Annotated in this window: 10 protein-coding genes and 1 pseudogene; 2 read left to right on the top strand and 9 right to left on the bottom strand. The window is 72.6% G+C overall.

Going from position 1 to position 15,299, the window contains the following annotated elements; genetic code table 11:
* Nucleotides 1-6 precede the first annotated feature (6 nt).
* The 5 genes and pseudogenes from BFF78_RS16815 to BFF78_RS16835 form a co-directional block, all read right to left on the bottom strand.
* Complete coding sequence (locus BFF78_RS16815; RefSeq protein WP_069779119.1) at nt 7-960, bottom strand: ABC transporter substrate-binding protein; 954 nt, start codon at nt 958-960, stop codon at nt 7-9.
* Nucleotide 961: 1 nt separating this feature from the next.
* Nucleotides 962-2,899: an ABC transporter permease gene (locus tag BFF78_RS16820; protein ID WP_069779120.1), complete on the bottom strand. Its 1,938-nt coding sequence runs from the start codon at nt 2,897-2,899 to the stop codon at nt 962-964.
* 599 nt (nt 2,900-3,498) lie between these two features.
* Nucleotides 3,499-4,689 (bottom strand): annotated as a pseudogene (locus BFF78_RS16825) (quaternary amine ABC transporter ATP-binding protein); the annotation flags it as partial.
* Complete coding sequence (locus BFF78_RS16830) at nt 4,686-6,221, bottom strand: GMC family oxidoreductase (RefSeq protein WP_069779121.1); 1,536 nt, start codon at nt 6,219-6,221, stop codon at nt 4,686-4,688. The gene BFF78_RS16830 and the pseudogene BFF78_RS16825, both read right to left, overlap by 4 nt.
* 37 nt (nt 6,222-6,258) lie before the next feature.
* On the bottom strand, nt 6,259-7,779 hold the full coding sequence (locus tag BFF78_RS16835; RefSeq protein ID WP_069783623.1) for an aldehyde dehydrogenase family protein: 1,521 nt from the start codon (nt 7,777-7,779) through the stop codon (nt 6,259-6,261).
* Nucleotides 7,780-7,996: 217 nt separating this feature from the next.
* Here BFF78_RS16835 and BFF78_RS16840 point away from each other — a divergent pair, with 217 nt between their 5' ends.
* Nucleotides 7,997-8,932 (top strand): helix-turn-helix domain-containing GNAT family N-acetyltransferase, encoded by a 936-nt coding sequence (locus BFF78_RS16840; RefSeq protein WP_069779122.1) that lies wholly within the window; start codon nt 7,997-7,999, stop codon nt 8,930-8,932.
* Here the strand turns inward: BFF78_RS16840 and BFF78_RS16845 are convergent.
* Complete coding sequence (locus BFF78_RS16845; RefSeq protein WP_069779123.1) at nt 8,918-9,835, bottom strand: LysR family transcriptional regulator; 918 nt, start codon at nt 9,833-9,835, stop codon at nt 8,918-8,920. The genes BFF78_RS16840 and BFF78_RS16845 overlap by 15 nt on opposite strands.
* Before the next feature lie 102 nt (nt 9,836-9,937).
* Here BFF78_RS16845 and BFF78_RS16850 point away from each other — a divergent pair, with 102 nt between their 5' ends.
* Complete coding sequence (locus BFF78_RS16850; RefSeq protein ID WP_079161354.1) at nt 9,938-11,398, top strand: MFS transporter; 1,461 nt, start codon at nt 9,938-9,940, stop codon at nt 11,396-11,398.
* A gap of 16 nt (nt 11,399-11,414) precedes the next feature.
* Here BFF78_RS16850 and BFF78_RS16855 read toward each other — a convergent pair whose 3' ends face one another.
* From BFF78_RS16855 to BFF78_RS16865, 3 genes are all read right to left on the bottom strand, one after another.
* On the bottom strand, nt 11,415-12,404 hold the full coding sequence (locus BFF78_RS16855) for a malate dehydrogenase (protein WP_069779124.1): 990 nt from the start codon (nt 12,402-12,404) through the stop codon (nt 11,415-11,417).
* Between the two features lie 444 nt (nt 12,405-12,848).
* Nucleotides 12,849-14,357, bottom strand: a complete 1,509-nt coding sequence (locus tag BFF78_RS16860) for a helix-turn-helix domain-containing protein (protein ID WP_069779125.1) — start codon at nt 14,355-14,357, stop codon at nt 12,849-12,851.
* A gap of 242 nt (nt 14,358-14,599) precedes the next feature.
* Nucleotides 14,600-15,268 carry a response regulator gene (locus tag BFF78_RS16865; RefSeq protein WP_069779126.1) on the bottom strand — a complete coding sequence of 223 codons (669 nt, stop codon included), beginning with the start codon at nt 15,266-15,268 and terminating at the stop codon, nt 14,600-14,602.
* Between the last annotated feature and the right edge of the window lie 31 nt (nt 15,269-15,299).

Here is a 15,299-nt window from a genome sequence, read left to right on the forward strand (position 1 = left end):
GGACGTTCAGGACAGCCACCGCTTCCACACGTCGGGGTGGCTGTCCACCCACTTCTTCGCCGCGTCCTGGGGGGACAGCTTCTGGTCGGCGATCATCAGGGAGACCTGGTTCTGGTCCTCGGTCGTCCACTGGAACTTCTTCAGGAAGGCCGCCGCCTTGCCGCCGGACTTGGCGAAGCCGGCGTTGAGGTACTTCTGCAGCGGGGTGTGCGGGTAGGCGCAGGCGACCTTCGTCAAGTCCGCGTCGCAGCCGTCCTTGTACGGCGGCAGCTTGACCTCTGTCATGGGGACCTTCTTGAACAGCCACTGGGGCGAGTACCAGTACGTCAGGAAGGGCTTGTGCTGCTTGGCGAACTGTTTCATCTGGGTGATCTGGGCGGCCTCGGAGCCGGCGAAGACGACCTGGTAGTTCAGCTTCAGGTTGTTCACCAGGGCCTTGTCGTTGGTGACGTACGACGGGGAGCCGTCCATCAGCTGGCCCTTGCCGCCGCTCTCCGCGGTGCGGAAGAGCGAGGCGTACTTGTTGAGGTTCCTCCAGTCGGTGATGTCCGGGTGCTGCTTGGCCAGGTACGTCGGCACGAACCAGCCGATGTGGCCGGTCACCCCGAGGTCGCCGGCGTGCGCGATCGTCTTCTTGTCCTCGACGTACCGCTTCTCCTGGTCCGGGTGGCCCCAGTCCTCCAGGATCGCGTCGACCCGGCCCTGGCTGAGCGCGTCCCAGGCGGGCACCTCGTCGACCTGGACGGTGTCGACGCGGTAGCCCAGCTTGTGCTCCAGCAGGTACTGGGCGACGGCCACGTTGGACTGTGCGCCCACCCAGGACTGCACGGACAGGGTCACGGACTTCGTGCCCTGGGCGTTGGCGAAGGGCGACGCCTGCTTGGTCATGTCGGCGGCGCCGCAGCCGGTCACGGTCAGCAGCAACAGCGAGCCCGCCGCGAGTGTCGTACGTACGCGCATGTCAGGCTCCCTTCTTCGCGCGTCGTTCGGTCGGCTGGGTCACCCGGTCGAGCATCAGGCCCAGGCAGACGATCCCGGCACCGGCCACCAGGCCGGTCGCCAGGTCGCCCTGGGCGAGGCCGAAGACGACGCTGTAGCCGAGGGCGCCACCGCCGACCAGGCCGCCGACGATGACGACGGCGAGGACCAGGACCACGCCCTGGTTGACGGCGAGCAGCAACGACCGCTTGGCCAGCGGGAGCTGGATCTGCCACAGCTGCTGGCGGCCGGTCGCGCCGAGCGAGCGCGCCGACTCCAGCGCGGCCGGGTCGACCTGGCGCAGGCCCTGCGCGGTGATCCGGACGACGGCGGGCAGCGCGTAGACGACGGCCGCGGCGACGGCCGGGGCACGGCCGACGCCGAACAGGGCGACGACCGGAATCAGGTACACGAACTGCGGCATGGTCTGGAACACGTCCAGGACCGGGCGCAGGGCGCGTTCGACGCGGTCGCTGCGGGCGGCGGCGATACCGGTCGCGACCCCGAGGACCAGGGTGACGGCGACCGCGGCCAGCACCTGCGAGAGCGTGTCGAGGGCCGGCTCCCAGACCCCGAGCACGCCGATCGCGGCCATGGCGAGGACCGCGGTCAGGGCGGTGCGCCAGGTGCCGATCGACCAGGCCAGGGCGGCGACGATCAGCAGCACCGACCACCAGGGCAGCCACTGCAGGCCGCCGCGTACGGGGTCCAGGACCCAGGTGGTGAAGTGGCCCGCCCAGTCGGCTGTACCGCCGACGACCGGGACGCCGGAGTAGAGGTGGTTCGTCATCCAGTCGACGGCACGGTTGACCGGTTCGGCGATGTCCAGGGTCCAGCCGGTGGGCCAGTCGAGGCCGTGCAGGAGGCGGGTGGCCAGGGCGGCGGCCACGGTGACGGCGAGGGCGTAGGCCCAGCCGATGGTCTTCGGGCGCGTGGTGCCGTCGCCCGCGGCTGCGGTCACGCGGTCGAGGATGATCGCGAGCAGCACGATCGGGATGCCGGCCGCGAGGGCCTGGCCCACGTCGACCGAGGCGAGCGCCTGGTAGACGCGGTCGCCGAGGCCGCCGGCGCCGATCACCGAGGCGATGACGGCCATGGACAGCGCCATCATGATCGTCTGGTTGAGGCCGAGGAGCAGTTCCCCCCGGGCCAGCGGGATACGGGCGGTCAGCAGCCGCTGGCGGCGGGTCGCGCCGAGCGACTCCACGGCCTCCAGGACCTCGGGGTCGGCGCCGCGCAGGCCGAGCGCGGTGAGGCGGGCCATCGGCGGGGCGGCGTAGACGACGGTGGCGAGGACGGCCGCGGGGACGCCGATGCCGAAGACCAGGACGACGGGGAGGAGGTAGGCGAAGGCCGGGAGCACCTGCATGGTGTCCAGGACCGGGCGCAGGGCGCGGTCCAGGCGGTCGGAGAGACCGGCGGCGAGGCCGAGCAGGGCGCCGACGACCACGGAGGCGAGGACCGCGACCACCATGAGCGCGAGGGTCTGCATGGTGGGGACCCACATGCCGAGTGCTCCGCAGGCCAGGAAGGCGATCGCCGTGCCGGCGGCCAGGCGGACGCCGGCCACCCGCCAGGCCACCAGGGCGCCGAAGACCGTGACGCCGGCCCAGCCCGCGGCGAGCAGGGTGAGGTAGACGGCCCGTACGGCCAGGACGACGGCGTTGCTGACGTAGCCGAAGAAGTACAGGAACAGGGGGTGGGTGTCCCGGTTGTCGATCACCCAGTTACTGGCCGAGGTGAGGGGCTTGGTGAGGCTTACCGTCAGGTCGTGGGGCCAGCCGGCGCCGGGCCAGTGGGTGGCGGCCCAGGGGGCCAGGACCGCGGCGACGAGGGCCAGCAGGAGGAGTTTGCCCGCGGTACGGCTCTTCAGCACGCGGGGCTTGCCGGTACTGGAGGTCGGCAGACTGAGCGTAGCCATCAGACGGCCTCCGGGCTGGTGCGGGGACCGGGGGGTGTCGCTTGCCCGCTCTGCCCGGCTGCCGCCCCCTTCGGGACGCCCGCCACCCCAGCGGCCCGACTGCCCGCGGGTGCGGTGGGGTCGTCGGTGTCCGCGGGTGCGGGTGCATCGTCGGCGTCTGTGGGTGCGGCGGCAGCGGCGTCCGCGGGGGCGGGTGCGGGGGCGTCCGCGGGTGCGGAGGCGGCGGCGTCCGCCGCAACGCGGGTGTCAGTGTCCGCAGCAGCGGCAGCGGGCACGGCGGCACCCAGGTCCGCGGGCGAGCCGGCATCGGCGTCAGCGGCATCGTCCACCGCAGCGGGGGTGTCGGCGGCAGCGGGCACCGTGGCGCCCGGGTCCGCAGGCGAACCGGCCGCGGCGTCCGCGGGCACGGCGGCAGCGGCGTCCGCCGCAACGCGGGTGTCGGCGTCCGCAGCAGCGGCAGCGGGCACGGCGGCACCCAGGTCCGCAGGCGAACCGGCATCGGCGTCAGCGGCGTCCGCAGGTGCGGGGGTCTCCGCGTCCGCCGCAGTGACGGTGTCGGCGCCCGTGGCAGCGGCGGCAGCGTCGTCCACCGCAGCGGGGGTGTCGGCGGCAGCGGGGGCGTCGTCGGCAGCGGGCACGGCGGCGCCCGGGGCCGCGGGCGCACCGGCAGCGGTGTCCGCCGCAACGGCTGTGGCGGCATTCGCGGCAGCGGGGGCCGCGGTGGTTGCGGTGGGTATGCCTGCGACCACGCCGAGGAGGCGTTCGTGGTCCACCACTCCCAGGCAGCGGTCGTCCTCCACCACGCAGGCGGGGGCGCCGAGGCCGGCCACCGTCTTGATCGCGTCGGCCACCACGGCGTTCGGAGAGAGCGCCCCGGGGTGCTCGGGGCCGTCGCAGGCGCCCGGTTTCATGGCCGTACGCACGGTCATGACGTGCTCGCGGGGGACCTCCCGGACGAACTCGCGGACGTAGTCGTCGGCCGGGGAGCCGACGATTTCCTCCGGGGTGCCGAGCTGGACGACCTGGCCGTCGCGCATCAGGGCGATGCGGTCGCCCAGCTTGAGGGCCTCGGACAGGTCGTGGGTGATGAAGACCATCGTGCGGCCCTCCTCGCGGTGCAGGCGGGCCACCTCGTCCTGCATATCGCGCCGGATGAGCGGGTCCAGGGCACTGAACGGCTCGTCGAACAGCAACACCTCGGGGTCCACGGCCAGGGCACGGGCCAGGCCCACTCGCTGGCGCTGGCCGCCGGACAGCTGGGCGGGGCGGCGGTGTTCCATGCCCTCCAGGCCGACCTTGGCGACGACCTGGGCGGCCCGTTCGCGCCGCTCGGCCTTGCCGATGCCCTGGATCTCCAGGCCGTAGGCCACATTGTCGAGGACCGTGCGGTGCGGGAGCAGGCCGAAGTGCTGGAAGACCATGGCGGCCCGGTGCCGGCGCAGTTCGCGCAGGCGGGCCTTGTCCATCGCGCGGACGTCCTCGCCGTCGATGGAGATGCTGCCGGCCGTCGGTTCGATCAGGCGGGTCAGGCAGCGGACCAGGGTGGACTTGCCGGAGCCCGACAGGCCCATCACCACGAAGACCTCGCCCTTGCGGACGTCGAAGGAGACGTCACGCACGGCCGCCGTACAGCCCGTTCGGGCGCGCAGGTCGGCGGGGTCGAGCGCGCCGAGTTCCGGGTCGGCGGGGATACGCTCCGGCTTCGGTCCGAAGACCTTCCACAGGCCGGAGACCGAGAAGACGGGGGTGCTGGTGGTGGGCGGCTTACGGGTGGGGACGGTGAGAGTCATCGGGCGTCGGCTCCGATCAGGTCGACGGCTTTCTCCCCGACCATGAGCACACCGATCATCGGGTTCACGGCGGTCATGGTCGGGAAGACGGAAGCGTCGGCGATGCGTATGCCGTCGAGACCACGGATCTTCAACTCCGGGTCGACCACGGCGAGTTCGTTGTCGGCGGCGCCCATCTTGCAGGTGCCGGCCGGGTGGTAGACGGTGTGCGCGACCTTGCGGGCGTACTCACCGAGTTCGGCGTCGCCCTGGACGTCCGGGCCGGGGCAGACCTCGCGCTTGAGCCAGCCCGCGAGCGGCTCGGTCCTGGCGATCTCGCGTGCGATGCGGATGCCGTCGACGAGGGTCCGGCCGTCGTAGTCGTCCTCGTCGGTGAAGTACCGGAAGTCCAGGGCGGGCTTCACGGACGGGTCGGCGCTGGTGAGGTACAGGCGGCCACGGGACCTGGGCTTGGGGATGTTCGGGGTCATCGAGACGCCGTACGACGGGCGTTCGTACCCGAGCCGCTCCGGGTTGTCCGTGAACGGGACCTGGTAGAAGTGGAACATCAGGTCCGGGCCCGGGCTTTCGGGGTCGCGGCGGACGAACAGGCCCGCGTCGGAGTCCATCGCGGAGTTCTCCGGGATCGGGCCGTGGGTCTCCCAGACGATGACCGACTCGGGGTGGTCCAGCAGGTTCTCGCCGACGCCCGGCAGGTCGTGGACGACCGGGATGCCCAGCTCTTCGAGGTCCCCCCGGGGCCCGATGCCCGAGTGCAGCAGCAGGCGGGGCGAATCCACGGCGCCGGCGCACAGCACGACCTCGCTCCGGGCCCGTATCAGCAGTTCCTCGCCGTCCTTGGTGCGCACGTGGACGCCCTCGGCGCGGGAGCCGTTCAGCTTCAGCTTGTGGGCCCAGGTCTCCAGCAGGATGGTGAGGTTGGGGCGTTCGTCCATCACCGGGTGCAGGTAGGCCACCGAGGCCGAGGAGCGTTTGTTGTTCTCCGGGTGGTAGGCGAGGTCGAAGAAGCCGACGCCCTCGGTGAACGGCTTCTTGTTGAAGCCCTCGACGCGGGGGACCGCGAGCGCCGACTGGGCGGCGTCGACGAAGTCGCGGGCGATGGCGTTGCGGTCCTTCTCGTCGACGGAGACGATGTTGTTCTTCAGGCGGGCGAAGTAGGCCTCCATCGGGACGGCGCCCCAGCCCTTGGCACCGGCCTCCTCCCACTCGTCCCAGTCGGACGGCAGCGGCTTGAAGGAGATGAGGGTGTTGTGCGAGGAGCAGCCGCCGAGGACGCGGGCGCGGCTGTGCCGGATGTGGGAGTTGCCGCGCGGCTGCTCGACCGTCGGGTAGTCGTAGTCGAGTTCGCCGCCGAGCAGGCCCATCCAGCGGCGCAGGGTGAGCACGTCGTCGCGGCCGACGTCGCTCGGGCCGCCCTCGATGACGGCGACGGTGACGTCCGGGTTCTCGGTGAGGCGGGAGGCGATGACGGAGCCTGCCGTGCCGCCGCCGATGACGACATAGTCGTACACGTGGGGGGAGGTATCGGGCATGGGGGGTACTACTCCAGGGTGTTGAACGAGAGAGGACTCAGCCGGCGAACCAGCGCACCGGCTTCGGCGCGAGGTTCTGGTAGACGTGCTTGGTCTCGCGGTACTCGGCGAGTCCTGCGGGCCCCAGCTCGCGGCCGGTGCCGCTCTTGCCGAAGCCGCCCCATTCCGCCTGCGGCAGATAGGGGTGGAAGTCGTTGATCCAGACGGTGCCGTGGCGCAGGCGCCCGGCGACCCTGCGCGCCTTCGCGGCATCCGCACTCCAGACGGCGCCGGCGAGGCCGTACTCGGTGTCGTTGGCGAGGAACACCGCCTCGTCCTCGGTGCGGAAGGTCTCGACGGTGAGGACCGGGCCGAAGACCTCCTCGCGTACGACGGTCATCTCGCGGTGGCAGGCGTCGAGCACGGTCGGCTCGTAGAAGTAGCCGGTGGCGGGGCGTTCCGGTGACGGCTCCGGGCGCCTGCCGCCGCAGCGCAGCACCGCTCCCTCAGCCAGCGCGCCGGCGACGTACGCCTCGACCTTGGCGCGCTGCTGCTCGGAGACGAGCGGGCCGCACTCGACGCCGTCGGCCGTGCCGCGCCCGAGCCTGATCTGCCGGGCCCGGCCGGCGAGTTCGGTGACGAAGCGGTCCCGGACCGACTCCTCGACGATGAGCCGGCCGCCGGCCGAGCAGACCTGGCCGCTGTGGATGAAGGCGGCGTTGAGGGCCTGGTCGACGGCGGTGTCGAAGCCCTCCTCGGTGGCGCAGGCGTCGGCGAAGACGATGTTGGGGTTCTTGCCGCCGAGTTCGAGGGCGACCTTCTTCACGGTCGGGGCGGCGGCCTGGGCGACCTTGGTGCCGCTGGCCAGTCCGCCGGTGAAGGAGACCAGGTCCACGCCGGGGTGCTCGGCGAGCCGGGCGCCGACGGTGTGGCCGGGCCCGGTGACGAGGTTGGCCACGCCTGCGGGCAGTCCGGCCTCCGCCAGCAGTTCGAGCAGCGCGATGGTGGTCATCGGGGTGATCTCGCTGGGCTTGATCACGAAGGTGTTGCCGGCGGCGAGGGCCGGGGCGATCTTCCAGCTGGCCTGGAGGAGCGGGTAGTTCCAGGGGGTGATCAGCGCGCAGACGCCGACCGGCTCGTGTACGACGACGCTGTGGATGTCGGCCGAGCCCGCGTCCACGACCCGGCCGGGCGCCTCGGCGGCGACCAGGTCGGCGAAGTAGCGGAAGGCGTCGGCGACACAGTCGATGTCGATCCTGCCCTCCTCGACGGTCTTGCCCGCGTCCCGGCTCTCCAGCAGGCCGAGTTCCTCGCGGCCCTGCACGAGGAGGTCGGCGACGCGGCGCAGCAGGGCGGCACGTTCGGCGACCGGGGTGTGGGGCCAGGGGCCGTGGTCGAAGGCCTGCCGGGCCGCGGTCACCGCGCGCTCGGCGTCCTTCTCGTCACCCTCCGCGACCACGGCGAACGGCCGGGCGTCCGCGGGGTCGAGGATCTCGCGCGTGGCGCCGGAGATCGCGTCCAGCCACTCGCCTCCCGCGTGGATGGTCGCCTGGGCCTGTCGTGCCGTTCTGTCCGCCATGATCGGTGTTGCCTTCCGTTCCTGATCCATGCCCCTTCGTGACATGCGTGTCACGCTCGGGGACCGTCGCCGCCTGCCCCGTGCCTGCGGCGGCATGCGCAATCGGTAACCGAAAGTGCGCGGCGTCACTGAAAGTGGGGCCCAAAACGGACAAATCTCCGCCGGGAGGCGTGCGTGCACCCTCGACGCGAGGAAGGTCTCTGACTACAGTCAAAGAATGGAAACCTTTGACCAGGGTCAAAGAGTGCCCGCCCCGGCGGGCGAAGCCCCTGTCCAGGCCGAGGACATCGCCGCCGTCCGCCGCTTCAACCGGTACTTCACGCGCCGCATCGGCGTCCTGGACGACCACTACCTCGGGCAGGACCGGCCGCTCGGCGAGGCCCGGCTGCTGTTCGAGATCGGTGAGGGCGCGTCCCTGCGGGAGCTGCGGGGGCGGCTCGGCCTGGACGCCGGCTATCTCAGCCGGATGGCGAAGGCACTGCGGGCGCAGGGCATGGTCCGGCTGGAGGTGCCCGAGCACGACAACCGGCTGCGGATGATCGAGCTGACCGAGGCCGGGCGCGCCGAGGTCGCCGAGCAGCACCGCCGGTCCGACGCCCTCGCCGCCGGCCTGCTCCAAGGGCTCACCCCCGCCCAGCGGACCGAGCTGACCGGGGCCATGGCGACCGCGCAGCGGCTGCTGCGGCTGGCCGGGATCACCGTCGAGACCGTCGAGGGCGCCGCACCGGACGCGCTGGCGTGCCTCGACGCCTACGCCGCGGACATCGGCGCGCGCTTCCCCGAGGGCTTCGACCGGGCGGCCCTGGTCCGGCCCGAGGAGGTCACCGGGGACGCCGGCGCGTTCCTGGTGGCGTACGAGGAGCGGCGGCCGGTGGGCTGCGGGGCCCTCAGACGCCTGGAGCCGGGCGTGGGCGAGATCCGGCATGTGTGGGTGCGTCCCGAGGCCCGGCGGCTGGGGCTCGCCCGGCGGCTCCTCGACGGGCTGGAGCAGCAGGCGCGGGCGCGCGGCCTGGACGTCGTACGCCTGGACACGCACGCCGTGCTCACCGAGGCGCAGGCGATGTACCGGGCATGCGGGTACAGCGAGATCCCGCGCTACGACGACAACGTCTACGCCGCCCACTGGTTCGAGAAGCGGCTAACCGGCTCCTGACGACTGGACGATCAGCTCCCGTACACACTCGCGCAGCCAGGCGTGGGCGGGGTCTGCGTCGTGCCGCGGATGCCACGCGAAGCCGACGCCGACCGCCGGGAGCGGCAGCGGGATCTCGAAGGTGACCAGGCCGAGGATGCCGGCCAGCGGGCGGCCCCAGTGGCTGATCAGTCCGATCAGATCGGTCTCGCGCAGCACGAACAGTGAGGCCGGGTAGGTGCCGACACTGCCCACCACCCGGCGCTCCAGGCCGAGCCGGGCCAGCGCCTCGTCGATCGGCCCGTGCTGCTTGCCGCGCCGGGAGACGATCAGATGGCCGGCCTCCCCGGCGAACCGCTCGGGTGTCAACTCCCCGGTGAGCAGGGGATGTCCGGCGCGTACGACGCCCAGCATGCGCTCCTCGTACACCGTCTCCACACGCACCTCGGGCGCGGCTGTGTCGATCACCCCGACCTCCAGGTCGGCGGTGCCCTGGCGCAGGAACGGGAGGTCCACATGACTCTCGGAGAGGAAGCGCAGCCGGATGCCGGGGGCCTCGCGGGCGGCGCGGGCGAAGAGGGCGGCGCCGTGGGTGGCGGCCATCGAGTCGTGCGCGAGGATCGTGAACGTGCGGGAGACGGTCCGCAGGTCGGTGTCCCGGCCGGGCGCGAACAGGGCCCGGGCCCGCTCCACCACGGCGCTCACCTCGGCGCGTACGGCGAGCGCGTGCGGGGTGGGCACCATCCGGCGGCCGGCGCGCACCAGGACCGGATCGCCGAGCGCCTTGCGGATCCGGCCGAGGGTGCGGCTCATGGCGGGCTCGGACAGATGCAGCCGGTGCGCCGCGCCCTGCACGCTCTGCTCCTCCAGCAGCACGTCCAGCGCGACCAGCAGATTCAGGTCCAGGCCGGTGGATTGCGTCATGTGCAGGTATCCCTTGCAAAGGTTGCACTGGAAAGCAGGTCACCGGCGAGCCTACGGTGAGTGCGCATCCCCCACCACCCACCGAAGCTCCCGGGAGGAGCCGTGCCCACGCACGCCCTGAAACGCCCCACCCTGCTCGCGCTGTGCGCCTGCGTCCTGGTCGCCCAGAGCATGGTCGCCGCCATCAACCTCCTCATCCCACAACTGAGTTCGTCGTCCCTGCACCCCTCGCACACCGAGATCCTGTGGACGGTCGACGCCTACGTCATCGTCTTCGCGGGCCTGCTCGTCCCGGCCGGCGCGCTCGGCGACCGGTACGGCCGCAAGGGCGCCCTGCTCACCGGGCTCGCGCTGTTCGCGGCGGGCGCCGCCACCAGCGCGCTCGCGACCGGCCCGGCCGTACTGATAGCGGGCCGGGGTCTGTCGGGCGCCGGAGCGGCCCTGATCACCCCGGCCACCCTCTCGGTCCTGATGCAGCTGTCCGCGCCCGAGCACCGGGCCCGCTCGATGGGCGCCTGGACGCTGTCGATCGGCCTGGGCGGCGCGGCGGGCAACCTGGGCGGCGGACTGGCCGGCCAGTTCCTCACCTGGCGCGCCCTGTTCGCGGTGATGGTCCCGCTCGCCGTCGTCCTCGCGGCGGCCGTCTCGATCACGGTCCCGCGCACCGAACCCGCCACCCGGAGCAGCCCCGACCCGCTCGGCACCCTGCTGCTGACGGCGGGCCTGGTGGCGATCCTGTTCGGCATCATCGAGGGCCCGACGTACGGCTGGTCCTCCGTCCGCATCCTCGGCGCCTTCGCGGCGGGCGCCCTGCTGATCGCCGCCTTCACCACCCACGCCCTGCGCTCGGCGGCCCCGCTCTTCGACCCGCGGGTCTTCGCCTCCGCCCGCCTGCGGGCGGCCTCCCTCGGCACGGCCACCGGCTTCTTCGGCCTGTTCTCCCTGTTCTTCGTCAACTCGCAGTATCTGCAGGGCGTGAAGGGCTTCGGCGCCGCCGTCACCGGGGTGGCGATCCTGCCGCTGGTGTTCGGGATGGCCGCCACGCAGAGACTGGCCACCCGCTGGGCCGACCGTCCCCGCGCGGTGATCGGCGCCGGTCTCACCCTGATCGGCCTCGGGCTGCTCGGCGCGTCCACGGCCGACGCCCGCACCCCGTATGCGGTGTTCGTGTGCTGGCTGCTGGTCATCTCGGCCGGGGCCGGGCTGTCCATGCCCGCTCTGACCATCGGCGTGGTCACCTCGCTCCCCGCCCACCAGGCGGGCCTCGGCTCGGGCCTCGGCACCACGGCCCGGGAGACGGGGGCCGCGCTGGGCGTGGCCGTCACCGGCACGGTGCTGTCCGGCCACGCGGACCTGCTGGACGGCATGGGGCCGGCGCTGCGGACGGTGGGGGTGGTGGTGCTGGTCGCCACGGCGCTGGTGATCGCCGGGTACGGAAAGCGCCCCGAAGGGGCGCGGGGCTCTGCCGGACCTGCGGCTGCCGCCGGGCGGGCGCGAGCAGCCCACCACACACCCGCACACGGCGAACGCCCGGCACCCCTGGGGCGGGATGCCGGGCGTTGACGTGTCCGACGGAACCTCAGATGAGGCCCAGGGAGCGAACCGCCTCGCGCTCCTCCTCGAGCTCCTTGACGGAGGCGTCGATGCGCGCACGGGAGAACTCGTTGATGTCCAGGCCCTGGACGATCTCGTACGCGCCGTCCTTGACGATGACCGGGAAGGAGGAGATCAGGCCCTCCGGGACGCCGTAGGAGCCGTCCGACGGAATACCCATGGAGGCCCAGTCACCGTCGGCCGTGCCGTTGACCCAGGTGTACACGTGGTCGATCGCGGCGTTGGCGGCGGAGGCCGCGGAGGACGCGCCGCGGGCCTCGATGATCGCGGCACCGCGCTTGGCGACGGTCGGGATGAAGTCCTCGGCCAGCCACGTCTCGTCGTTCACGACCTCGGCGGCGTTCTTGCCGGCGACCGTGGCGTGGAAGATGTCCGGGTACTGGGTGGCGGAGTGGTTGCCCCAGATGGTCAGGCGCTTGATGTCCGCGACCGAGGTGCCCGTCTTCTTCGCCAGCTGGGTCAGCGCGCGGTTGTGGTCCAGACGGGTCATCGCGGTGAAGCGCTCGGCCGGGACGTCCGGCGCGGCGGCCTGCGCGATGAGCGCGTTGGTGTTGGCCGGGTTGCCGACGACCAGGACCTTGATGTCGTCCGCGGCGTGGTCGTTGATGGCCTTGCCCTGCGGCTTGAAGATGCCGCCGTTGGCCTCCAGCAGGTCACCGCGCTCCATGCCCTTGGTACGGGGACGGGCACCGACCAGGAGGGCTACGTTGGCGCCGTCGAAGGCGACGTTCGCATCGTCGGTGATGTCGATGCCCTGAAGCAGCGGGAAGGCGCAGTCGTCGAGCTCCATGGCCGTGCCCTCGGCGGCCTTGAGGGCCGGGGTGATCTCCAGCAGGCGCAGCTTGACCGGCACGTCCGCGCCGAGCAGCTGGCCGGAGGCGATGCGGAAGAGCAGGGCGTAACCGATCTGGCCGGCCGCGCCGGTGACGGTGACGTTCACGGGAGTGCGGGTCATGGCGTTCTCCGTATGACAGCTGGCGGTGGGGCGTCCCTGCCCCGGGCGGGATGATCGATCTCTTGGCGTCGAGAGATCGATCAGCGGTCAGGCTATCGCGCATCCGGCATGCGAGACGTACAGGGCCGTGTGGCTCACCCCACAAGTCGGACACGTCCCGAACGAAAGGGCGGCCGCTCGTCCGGGAGAGGGTGAGAGGACGGAGCGGCCGCCAGGTGGGGGGACCGGTTACCGGACTCCCGTGGGGGTACTCGACGCGTGCCCAGGATCCGCACCGGCATGCCTGCGGTCCCGGAATTTCACCCTCCCTGTTTCAGGGGCCGCCGAGCCGCGCCCGTTTCGCGAATCCCACCCCGTTTCGCAACCACTCCTCGTCCGGTCCTCGTCCGCTCCTCGTCCGGTCTGTGTCTGCTCCTTGTCCGCGCACCAGCGCCGGTGCACCGCCTACTTCGTGCACCCCGTCCGCCCGGACGCCAGCGTCGCGCAGGCCTTGGCCTCCGCGGCGTTCTGCACGGCGACCATCGGGGTGTAGGCGATCGTGTCGCCGGCGCCGCTGGTCTCGCCGGTCTGCCGGACCCTCCCGGCCGAGAGCTGGACCTTGTCGCCCTCGGCGGCGCCGGTGATCCGGCCCCAGGCGGTGCCGCAGGCCTTGCTGTAGCGGACCTCCAGGGTGGTCGTACCGACGACGGCGGTCTTGGCGGTGGTCACCAGGTCCCCGCTGCACCCCATGGCCTCGGCGTCCTTGCCGGTGCAGGCGGAGCCGGTGCACTTGACCCCGGGCGGCGGGCTCGCGTGCGTCGCGGCCGGGGACGGCTTGGCGGTGTTCTTGTGCTTCCCGCTGCCCGGGGCGGTGAAGTAGAAGACGGCGACGATGACGACGAGCACCCCGACCAGCCCCGCGAGGAACATGATCACCCGCTGCCGGCCGGCACTCCCCCGCGCCGTGCCGTCGGCGGGACGGGGTGCCTGGGGCTGACCGTCGTACGGATTCGGGGTACCCGGAGTCCAGCCGGAGCCGTCGGAAGCGACGGCGGACCCGGCAGAGGCACCCACGCGCGCGCCGGCACCGGGCCGGCCGCTCGCCCGGGACGGGCCCTGATACCCGGCCAGCCCCCAGGAGTTGCCGCCCGAGCTCTCACCGCGCCCGTCACCGTCACGGTCCTCGGCACCGCGGCTCGCGCCCTCCCCCGACCCGAGCCCGACCCCATCGACCGACCCGCTCCCCACACCATCGCCCGGCCCGAGAACCGAACCGCCAACCGACCCGCGCCCCAAGCCCTCGCCCGCGCCACGGCCCGCGCCGCCACTCAGCCCACGCCCGGCTCCCCCGTCAGCCGACCCACGCCCGACGCCGTCGACCGACCCGAGCCCGACACCGCCGACCGACCCGCTCCCCACACCGTCACCCGGACCACGACCCACACCCCCGTCAGCCGGCCCCCGTCCCGGACCGCCCGTTCGATCGCGTCCCGTGCCCTCCCGGGCGTCGGCGTCGGGGGCCGTCGGCTGGGGTGGGATCGTCGGGGAGACGCCGGCGGGGCCGGCGATTCCCGTGGCCCGGCCGGTGCCGCCTGCCTTGCGGGCGGACGGGCCGCCGGTGGCCTCCGCCGCGCCGGACTCCCCGAGCGCCGCGCGCGCCTGGGAGATGCGGATCGCCTCCATGGTGCGGTCGTGCCGCATCTCCGCGCGGCTCCAGGCGCGTTCGGCCAGCTCCCACATCGTGGTCAGGTGCACGGGGTTGGTGCCGGTGACCTCGGCGAGCGCGACGACCGCGCCCTTGGGCGCGAGCAACCGGCCGCCCAGGTAACGCTCCCAGGACGTCTTGCTGTAGCCCGTGCGGTCGGCGAGTGCGGCGACGCTGAGACCGCTGCGGTCCACGAGCCGCCGTACCTGGCTGGTGAACTCCTTGATCTGCGGATCCAGTTCCTCTGGCAGGTCTTTCCAACGAGGCATCGCTTCCCCCTGCTCTCCCCCCGGCTTTCCCCGTCCTGGCTACCCATAAGGATGCCCTGCCTAAGGATCCCAGTTCCCGGAGTGGGGGCGCGCGGGGGCATGGACGGCGCGCGGAGACCGTAGCGGAACGGTCACTTCCGTGCCACAGCGCAAGGACAGGCGTTGAACAGGGGGTTCACAGGCGGAAGGGTGATCGACGGACGGTGGTTCGCCCCTCTTCGGGGGTGGGGGCGAGCCGCCGTTCAGCCGCCCGGCGTCACCAGTCCCGTCTCGTACGCCAGCACCACCGCCTGGGCCCGGCTGCCCAGGTCCAGCTTGCTCATCGTGCGGTTGAGGTGGGTCTTGACGGTGGCCTCGCTGATGTAGAGGCGGTCGGCGATCTCCACGTTGGACAGCCCGCGGGCGGTGAGCTTGAGGACCTCCACCTCGCGGGAGGTGAGCACGCCGAGGTCGGGCGGGGCCGTACCGGCCGGGTCCGGGGCCTGCCGGCGGGCGAAGGCCTCCACCAGGCGCCGGGTGACACTGGGCGCGAACAGCGCGTCGCCGCCGTCGACCGCGGTGACCGCGGCGAGCAGCCGCTCCGGCCCGGAGTCCTTCAGCAGGAACCCGGAGGCCCCGGCGCGCAGCGCCCCGTACACGTACTCGTCGAGGTCGAAGGTGGTCAGCACCAGCACCCGGGGCGGGCGGCCGTCGGCCTCGGCGAGGATCCGCTCGGTGGCCTCGATGCCGTTGACGCCGGGCATCCGGATGTCCATGAGGACCACATCGGGGCGGGTCTCGGTGGCGAGCCGTACGGCCTGCTCACCGTCCCCGGCCTCGCCCACCACCTCGAAGCCGGGCGCGGCCTCCAGCAGGCCGACGAGCCCGGCGCGGATGAGGAACTGGTCGTCGACGACGAGCACTCTGGTCATGCCGTACGGTCGTCCCCCCGACGTGCGCCGT

The sequence above is a fragment of the Streptomyces fodineus genome, assembly GCF_001735805.1.
In the GTDB taxonomy this organism is placed as follows: domain Bacteria; phylum Actinomycetota; class Actinomycetes; order Streptomycetales; family Streptomycetaceae; genus Streptomyces; species Streptomyces fodineus.